The sequence below is a fragment of the Clostridium tepidiprofundi DSM 19306 genome (assembly GCF_001594005.1).
GTDB lineage: Bacteria > Bacillota > Clostridia > Clostridiales > Clostridiaceae > Clostridium_AC > Clostridium_AC tepidiprofundi.
In genome coordinates this window covers 1-8759 of the sequence record NZ_LTBA01000060.1, presented here as the reverse complement: position 1 = coordinate 8759, position 8759 = coordinate 1, and the positions used below count along the sequence as shown (strand labels likewise).

At 28.1% G+C, this 8759-nt stretch carries 7 protein-coding genes and 1 pseudogene; 6 read left to right on the top strand and 2 right to left on the bottom strand.

The annotated features are described in order from the left end of the window. Positions 1–207: 207 nt before the first annotated feature. From CLTEP_RS12565 to CLTEP_RS12545, 6 genes and pseudogenes are all read left to right on the top strand, one after another. The gene (locus tag CLTEP_RS12565; RefSeq protein WP_066827234.1) at positions 208–1104 is read left to right on the top strand and encodes an Rpn family recombination-promoting nuclease/putative transposase; all 897 of its coding nucleotides are present in this window, start codon (positions 208–210) and stop codon (positions 1102–1104) included. A 111-nt stretch (positions 1105–1215) separates the two neighbouring features. Next, positions 1216–1344 (top strand): annotated as a pseudogene (locus CLTEP_RS14700) (PD-(D/E)XK nuclease family transposase); the annotation flags it as partial. 600 nt (positions 1345–1944) lie between these two features. After that, positions 1945–3216 (top strand): SIR2 family protein, encoded by a 1272-nt coding sequence (locus CLTEP_RS12555; RefSeq protein ID WP_066827230.1) that lies wholly within the window; start codon positions 1945–1947, stop codon positions 3214–3216. A 3-nt stretch (positions 3217–3219) separates the two neighbouring features. Beyond that, the gene (locus tag CLTEP_RS15495) at positions 3220–4035 is read left to right on the top strand and encodes an ATP-binding protein (RefSeq protein WP_278319557.1); all 816 of its coding nucleotides are present in this window, start codon (positions 3220–3222) and stop codon (positions 4033–4035) included. Positions 4036–4241: 206 nt separating this feature from the next. Beyond that, complete coding sequence (locus CLTEP_RS15490; protein ID WP_341372123.1) at positions 4242–5024, top strand: ATP-binding protein; 783 nt, start codon at positions 4242–4244, stop codon at positions 5022–5024. Continuing rightward, the gene (locus CLTEP_RS12545; RefSeq protein WP_066827228.1) at positions 5017–5238 is read left to right on the top strand and encodes a KTSC domain-containing protein; all 222 of its coding nucleotides are present in this window, start codon (positions 5017–5019) and stop codon (positions 5236–5238) included. Before CLTEP_RS15490 ends, CLTEP_RS12545 begins: the two co-directional genes overlap by 8 nt. A 67-nt stretch (positions 5239–5305) precedes the next feature. Here the strand turns inward: CLTEP_RS12545 and CLTEP_RS12540 are convergent, their stop codons facing one another. Both CLTEP_RS12540 and CLTEP_RS12535 read right to left on the bottom strand, forming a co-directional pair. Beyond that, the gene (locus CLTEP_RS12540; RefSeq protein ID WP_066827226.1) at positions 5306–7726 is read right to left on the bottom strand and encodes a tyrosine-protein kinase family protein; all 2421 of its coding nucleotides are present in this window, start codon (positions 7724–7726) and stop codon (positions 5306–5308) included. A gap of 1 nt (position 7727) precedes the next feature. Then, entirely contained in the window at positions 7728–8312 is a 585-nt protein-coding gene (locus CLTEP_RS12535; protein ID WP_066827224.1) for a hypothetical protein, read from the bottom strand. Positions 8313–8759: the final 447 nt, after the last annotated feature.

The window sequence follows — 8759 nt, the reverse complement described above, 5'->3', positions numbered from 1 at the left end:
AATTAGCTATATAATTTTGGTAATAATCAGAGGTTGGGACGACCTTGTTAGCTTGGGTAAACTTGCTCCATTGGGAGTATTGACCAAGAAGCCCCCACTTCAACGAAGTAAGTGGAGGGTAGTTCACTAGTCAGAAGAAAAATCAAATAAAACTAGTGTAGTTATTCACACTTATTAAGTATATGTAAAGGAAGGTGATGATATTTCATGTGTAGATTAAATCCAAAAGTAGATTTCGTATTCAAAAAATTGTTCGGCAGCGAGGAAAATAAAGATATTTTGATATCATTTATAAATTCAGTGTTGAGTGAAGATGAGCAGATAGTAGATATAGAGTTGAAAAACCCTTATAACTTAGCAAATTACAGGAAGGGTAAAATGAGCATACTTGATATAAAGGCAGTAGATGAAAAAGGAGTATGGTATGATATAGAAATGCAGATTGCAGAGCAGAGCTTTTATGACAAGAGAGCTTTGTATTACTGGGCGAAGGTATATTCAGATCAGATAGAAAGCGGATATGAATATAATTTGCTGAAGAAGACTATAGGCATAAATATATTGGACTTTGAATATCTGAATGAAGAAGAATATCATAATGTCTACAAAATATACAATGTAAAGAGCAAAAAGGCATTTAGCAATCTGTTTGAGCTGCATTTTATAGAACTTCCAAAATTCAAGAAAGATTTTAGTGAAATAAAGACAACGCTAGATAGGTGGGCAGCATTTTTAACAAAAGCGTATGAATTTGATAAGGATACTGTTCCTAAAGAATTAGCACAGAGTGAGGAAATAAAAAAAGCAGCTGAGAAGCTAGATATAATGAGCTTAAATAAGGAAGAAAGAGAAATATATGAAAATGATTTGAAAGCAATGATGGTAAGAAATGCAGAGATTAATGCTGCTGAGGAGAAGGGAAGAGAAGAAGGAAGAGAAGAAGGAAAAGTAGAAGGAAGAGAAGAAGGAAAAGAAGAAGGAAGAATTGAAGCAGCTATAGAAGCAATAAAATTAGGAGTGAATAATGATGTTGTAGCTAAAATTTCAAAATTATCGATAGAAAAGGTGGAGGAATTACGCAAAAAGTTAGCTATAAATAAGTAATTGTATTGTTCATATAAATAAGTAATTGTATTGTTCAGAAGAAAAATCAAATAAAACTAGTGTAGTTATTCACACTTATTAAGTATATGTAAAGGAAGGTGATGATATTTCATGTGTAGATTAAATCCAAAAGTAGATTTCGTATTCAAAAAATTGTTCGGCAGTGAGGAAAATAAAGATATTTTGATATCGTTTATAAATTCAGTGTTGAGTGAAGATGAGCAGATAGCAGATATAGAAGCAAGCTCGTTCGCAAGCTCCCTCGCTAGGGGTCAGACCCTTGGGAAGAATTACAAGGTTAAGTTTGCTAGGATATGTATATAGTATTCTATAAATAATTTTTCAACCATCAGAATGAACATATATATGTAAAGTAGACAGACAATTTACAGGTAATTTAATCAAAATTCATGCACAGATGGATACTTAATTTCAACATTCTATTGGAACCGAGTATCCTATTTTGATACCTTCTGTTGTTGTAAAAAACACCCAAAAAACACCCCAGGGGTGCAAAATTTTCCAATTACCAGAAATGGTGGTTGGAAATTTTTGATGTTAAAATATTGATTTAAGGCGAATTATGTCATATTTTAAAGGAAAATATTTTAAAAATAAAGCAAAATCAAGCAGGAAATGTTATAATTTTGTAGAAATAAATGATATAAGTAGTATATAATTTCAAGATATAGGGAGATGGTATAAGTGTTATACGAAATAATTGCAAATTAAAGATATATGTTTATTATATGTGTTTTTGTGCAATGTAGAATATTATGATTATTAAAGAAAATTGGGTGGAATATTTTTAGAAAGTTATGCTCGATACAACCAAAAGAGGTGAATAAGTTGTCTCAAATAACACATGATCCAGTTGAATATATAAAGGGATTACAACAGATATTAGTGTCAGATAAAAAGAGGATTGCTTTTCTATTTGGAGCAGGCACTTCGTTAGCTAAAAAAAATACTCAATCATTGACTGTTCCTGCAATTGGAAGAATGACAGAAATTATAGAAGAAGAATTAAGTGAAGTAGAGAAATATAAAAAGGCAATTAACGAAATAAAAGATGAGATAGGAAATGGAAGATATACTATAGAAACATTGTTAACTAATTTAGAAGTTAAAAAAAGTGTTATTGGTAATGGCGAGTTAAATGGATTAACTTATGAAGATATTAATGCCATGCTTTCAGAAATTAAAGATGAAATAAGAAATTTAGTTAGTATTCATAAGGAAATATTAGATAAAGGTAAAAAAGAAGAGGTAATACATATTGATTTTGCAGAATGGATTGCTAGAGCAGACAGAAAATATCCAATAGAAATTTTTACCACAAACTATGATTATTTATTTGAGTTGGGATTGGAAGAAAAGAAAGTGCCTTATTATGATGGTTTTTCTGGAAGTTTTAGACCATTCTTTAATTCAGAATCAGTAGAAGATTTAAATTTTACACCAAATGAAACAAAGTTATGGAAGATACATGGATCATTAGGGTGGCATATAAAAAATAATACTGTTTGGAGAAAAGATTCAGATAATGAAGATATTTTAATATATCCATCAAGTCTTAAGTATGTTGATTCTAAAAAGCAACCATATATAGCATTGATGGATAGGTTGTCTAATTATTTGAAACAGCCGGATTCAGTTCTTATTACGTGTGGATATTCTTTTGGTGATGAACATATTAACGAAAGGATAATAACTGCATTAAAATCCAATACAACTGCACATGTTTTTGGATTATTGTTTGATACTTATTGTGATGGCGATAATAAAAAGTATTCATTAATAGAAAGCTCACCTTTAGTAAAACTTGCAAAAGAAAATAGCAAATTATCTATATATGGGCGCAGAAGTGCTGTTATTGGTTGTCAATTTGGAAAGTGGAAATTAAAAAAGGAGCCTGATGTTAAGGAGACAATAAACATTAATTTATATTTTGATGAAGATGGACCCAATTCAGAGCAAGAGAAGAATATACAAAAGAAAGGTGAGGAAATTTGGACTGGGGAAGGAGAACTTATAATATCTGATTTTGCTAAATTTGTAGAATTTCTAAAACCTATGATTATAAAAAGTACCTTAAATCAAAAGGAGTAAAATATGAGGAGTAGAGAAACTGAAATTGGTGAAGTTGTAAGTATTAGTGGAAATGTAATTACTGTACAGCTATCTAATACTGTAAGATCTAATATGCCAATAATTGATGGCATTGTTTATAGGGTTGGACAGATTGGTTCATTTTTAAAAATTCCATTGGGATATGAGAATATTTATGGAATTGTAACACAAATTGGGGCTGCAGCAGTTCCCGATAAATTTATAACAGATTACAATCAGAATTTTATAGATTCTGAAAATAGACAATGGCTTAATATGGTTTTGGTAGGAGAACAGATAGGAGATAACTTTGAAAGAGGGGTATCCCAATCACCAACTATAGGTGATAAGGTTCATATAGTAACAATAAAAGACTTAGATATAGTATATGGTGTAATGGATAATAATAATTCTATTAATGTAGGTAATATTAGTATATCTCAGAGTTTAAATGCAAAAATTGATATAGATAGAATGATATCAAGACATTGTGCCATACTTGGGTCAACTGGAAGTGGGAAATCTAATGCTGTTGGAGTAATTTTAAATGCAATAGCAACAAAGAATTTCAATAGTGCACGTGTATTAGTAATAGATCCTCATGGAGAATATAATAGTGTTTTGAATGGAAAAAGTAATGTGTATAAAATAAGAGCTGATAGTAGTAATGAAGAGAAAGAATTATACATACCTTTTTGGGCATTACCTTTTAATGAATTGATGAGTATTTTCCCAGGTTCAATTAGTGATCAAAATATTGAGTATTTTAGAAGTGAAATAGTTAAAGCTAAAAAAAATCTGCAAAAATTAATAATATAGAAATTGAAGAAGAACTTATAACAGCAGATACACCTATTCCGTTTAGTATAAAGAAGTTATGGTATGACCTTGATGATTTTGAGAGACAAACATTTTCTAAAAGTAGACATCCAGAAACGATAAATGAAAAAATAGTACAAGGTGATGCTGAAAAACTTATTTCCAATCAGTACCCACCGGCAGCACCTGGAGGAGGAGCTCCTTTTATGAATGGATTTGCAAAAGGAATACTTTCATTTCTCGATGGTATTAGAATGAAATTGAAAGATGCAAGATATGCATTTCTGTTTGAACCTGGAGATTATACCCCGGATTTAAAAGGTAATATAAAGAATGACATTGATAAATTGTTGCTGGAATGGGTTGGTGGGGAAAAACCAATAACTATTTTAGATCTTTCGGGTATACCAAGTGACTTAATGGTATCAATATCTGGTACACTATTAAAAATAGTATATGATGCATTATTTTGGGGACAAGAGTTGGTAGTAGGAGGAAGAGAACAACCATTATTAGTGGTTTTGGAAGAAGCTCATAATTATTTGAAAGCAGGAGAAAAATCAATCTCATCTCGTACAGTACAATCAATAGCAAAAGAAGGAAGAAAGTATGGAATTGGACTAGGATTGGTTACGCAGAGACCATCAGAGCTGGATGAAACAGTTTTGAGTCAATGTGGAACTATAATAGCTTTGAGAATGAATAATTCTAAAGATAGATCACATATAAGAAGTGCTATGCAAGATGAGCTTCAGACTATGATAGATTTATTACCTAGTTTGAGAACAGGTGAAGCGATTATATGTGGAGAGGGGGTTAAAATTCCATCTAGAATTCAGTTTTATAAATTAAATAATTCTGGAAAAAGTTCAGATCCAATTGCTTCAGAAAAGTGGATGAATAAAAGAAATACAGATCTGGATAAATACAGAAAATTATTGTTATGTTGGCGAAATCAAAAGTTAAATGGAGGGAAAGAGAATGAATAATGTGGAAATGATTAGTGTAAGTTCATCAAATGTAGATAAGATAGGATATGATAGAGAAAATCAAGTAGTATACGTAAGATTTTTAAATAATTCGCTATATATATATAAAGGGGTTCCAGAGTTTGAGTTTAATGCATTACTTAATGCTTCATCAGTAGGTTCTTATTTACATAGGAACTATAAAAATATTTATCCATATGAAAGAATTGAGTAGAATAAAACTACTCAAAAATTAAAAACACCCCAGGGGTGTAAAATTTACCATTACTGGGGTGTAGTAGTTATTCGAATAATTTTTTTAAAGTTTCAAATGAAATTAACCTATCTGTACAATTATTTTCTTTGTTTTTATGTTCAAAAAGTTCGATTTTTATAGCGTCTTTAATTAAGTTATATACGGCTAAGGGGTTGACACTATCTTTTTCTTTTAATTTTTCGAAAAACCATTGAGAGGTTTCTTTTGAAAATTTACCACTTTTAATTCTTTTACCCCAAAACAATTCTAATAAGGCATCCATATCATATTTTATTTCTATGTCCTCAAATTCTTTGTCAAATTTATTTTGTTTATTTGTATAAAATTCTTTGTAGCTATGAATTTTATGAAGTTTTTTTAAGCTATCAAAATCTTCTAATAGAGACATAAATTGATCTATTTCTTTATAATTACTTAACAAATACATGTAATCACTAAAAATTGTTTTATTTTTGTTTAATATACCTTTAATGATGTTACCTATATCCTTTTTCTTCCATTCCAAATATAAAGTATTTGACTTGAAGTCATCATAAAAATTTTTATTTTTATCATAATTGTCTTCTACCATAAATATCTTTATGTCTATTAAAATATTATTTTCACTAAAGAATATTTTTATTTTTTTTAATGCTTCTAAGCAAGTACTTATATTATCATACTTTATCCACTCGAATCCTTTTATAATCATAAAAATTTTTTGCTTATATGACTCTTTATATCCTACATATTCTTTAACCTCTTTATAAGAATATGTATTCATAAATAGGTTTTTAATTAGTAATTTATCACCAGAAAGAGCGTTTTGAAAAATTTTATTTATTGCATCAAAAAATTTATCATTACATTCATTATTATTTTTAATATTATAGAGATATTCTATATAGTTATTAAATTCTTTTCCTTTAAGAGGCGTTATTCCTTCAAACTCGGTTTGAGTATTAATTGTATATAAAATGTAACTCAACCATATGATTATCCAAGCCCTTTTATCAACAAAGTTTCTAATGATGTCAGAATTATCACACATAATATTTATTTGTTCAGGAATACCTAATAAATCAGTTTCTTTTTCATATAAGTATATAAATTTATTACGTTCACGAAGTTTATTACTAGTGTAATCTAATAATTCTTTATTTTTTAGCAATACCAAATAAATATTTTCTTCTTCTATTTGTTTTTCTTGAGGGGTAATGTCCATTATTGAGTTATTTAATCTAAAATGTTTGTCAAGGGCATCGAGTAATTTTTTATGTCCTTTATATTCTAAATATTTTTTATTTATATTTATCTTTTCTTGTTCTAAAAGTAAAGTTGCTATGGGCTCACATCTTTCAAGCATTTTATCAATAGGGAATATGTTTGCTATGGCTATATCGGAATCATAACTAATTTCTAAATATTCTTGCTCTAATTTTAAACTTTCAAATAATTCATTTGCTTTTTCCTTACCATTAGTATCTCCTCTGGAAAAAACAACCGTTAAATTGTCTTCTTTAATTTGAGTTACAAGTTCTATTAATGTCTTTGTTCCTTCAATATTTTCATTGTTTGGATAGGTAAAAAATATTACCTTGTCTGAAACATCTAATAGTGATATAGCTCCCCATTGATTTAAACCAGTTCTTGAATCAATTAAAACCATATCTAAGTTAAGATTATTTTTATTTTCAATGTTTGCTATTAAGTCATTAAGGTAATTTCTTTTTGACACAGATTCAGGTTGAATTTTTGAAAGTTTAAATATATAATCGTTTGATATTTTACCAGCTGGTATGACATATAAATTTCCGTTAAAACTTTGATTTTCTCCTGAATCTACTTTTGCATATATATCATTAAATTTTATTTTATTATCTTCATCAAGATAAAATATTTTATTGTAAAGGTAATCTATTAATCCAAACTTTAAACTACTTACTTCTTTCTTGAATATGTTATGTAAGCTTGGTGCTTCTATATCTAAGTCAATCAAAAGAACATTTTTACCCTTTTGAGCGAGCAAATATGCCGTGTGAACAATTGCAAGTGTTCTGCCAACACCACCTTTATAAGAATAAAATGAAATTACATCTGAATGAAAGGCATTACTTTCTTCGATTTTATAAGGATTATTTACATATTCGATGGCTTCTAAAAGTGTATTTGGCTTTTCAATTTTTTTATTTGATTTTGTAATTTCATATTCTTCAGCTTTTTCTACAGTGAATTTTCTAATTAACCCCTTTTTGTAGTTACTTTCATATTTTTTATTTATATTTTTTATGTACTCATTTATAAAGTTATTGAATTCTTTTCTGTTTTCTATATTATTACTCACAATTGTAATATCAATTAAATTCATATTGCTAATATAAACTTCTACCCATTCTTTCGAGTTGTTTCTTATATATTTTTCTTTGAGCGCGTTTTCGAAATCTTTTCCAATATTTATTTTGTGCAACTTATTCACCTCCATTTTTGTAGTATTCTTTTGTAATAGTATCACTTTGTTTATATAACCATTTGATAACTTTATTATAGCTTATATTCCAATTATTGTAAATATATTCAGTGATTTCGTCAGAATATTCATCATAATAACGCAAGTCTATGAAGCATTCTTTATCTTTCCCTAAGGGGTTGTATACAGTATCTAAAGCATCTTGAATATTGTTTCTATCAAATTTCAAATGTTCTTTAATTAGATAACAAAAATCATGTCCTTCATGGGAATTTCTGTACAAGATTAATGCATATTTGGAATAATCTTTTTTATCAACTTGTTTACCAGAAGTACTTTCAATATTGATTAATTTATTGAATCTATCTTCATCGTACCAGTAATTATTTTTATCTAGTTTACGTTTAGTTATATCGTATTTATACATTATTAAGTATTTTACAAAACATTCAATTACAATGCCACCAATATGCATCAATAAAACTTTCCTATTAATTTTATGATCTGTTAAGGTTTCGAAATCATCTTTTCTACTTTCATATATATCTTCAAAATTTATGTCTATAATATTGTTTCTGACACTCATACACATCCTCCATAATAAACAACAAATACAATAGAATATTGACTGTAAAAATAAGATTTATACTATAAATGAACAAATACCAATCCATTAAATGTAAAATAACATTTTAGTGTGATTAGTGCGATTTTCTAGCATCATCTTTAAAGATTTATAGTTCATTATAAAATTAACTCATATATTATTTATTTGTTACATTGTATTATAGCACAAAATGCAGTATATATCACCTTGGCGGTGTAAAATATCACGATAACCTAGTAAAAAAAAAAGCACCCCTGGGGTCAATGTCATAAACTTAAGATTGAATAAAATGGAAAATTAAATAATAAATATTCAGAAAATAAGATTTTAAATAAAATTCCTTTATAATCAATATTGCATCATTAAGTATTGACGGAGGAATTTTATTATGGCTAAAATTAATAATTTTAAAGAAGGAATTAAAGC